Here is a 397-nt window from a genome sequence, read left to right on the forward strand (position 1 = left end):
CACGAAGACATGCGCCTGATGCGGCGCTACATCCAGCTCGTCTTCCAGGATCCCTACGGGTCGCTGCATCCGCGCATGCGCATTGCCGACAACATCGCCGAGCCGCTGCGCATGAGCGACATGTCGGCGACCGACCGCCGCGCGCGCGTCGCCGAATTGCTCGAACTGGTGCGGCTCAATCCCGAGCATGGCAAGCGCTATCCGCACGAACTGTCCGGCGGCCAGCGCCAGCGTGTGGTCATCGCCCGCGCGCTTGCGCTCAACCCGCAAGTGGTGATCCTCGACGAACCGGTTTCGGCGCTCGACGTTTCGGTGCAGGCTGGCGTGCTCAATTTGCTCAGGGATATTCAGCAGTCCTTCGGCACATCCTATCTGTTCATCGCACATGATCTTTCGG

The 397-nt window shown here is 63.2% G+C and carries 1 protein-coding gene; it reads left to right on the forward strand.

Annotated elements, in window-relative coordinates; translation table 11 throughout:
• Positions 1-397: ATP-binding cassette domain-containing protein (locus EOB36_RS34165; protein ID WP_128286604.1), on the forward strand; the 397-nt coding region annotated here is incomplete at both ends.

The sequence above is a fragment of the Mesorhizobium sp. M6A.T.Cr.TU.017.01.1.1 genome, assembly GCF_004023115.1.
In the GTDB taxonomy this organism is placed as follows: Bacteria; Pseudomonadota; Alphaproteobacteria; order Rhizobiales; family Rhizobiaceae; genus Mesorhizobium; species Mesorhizobium mediterraneum.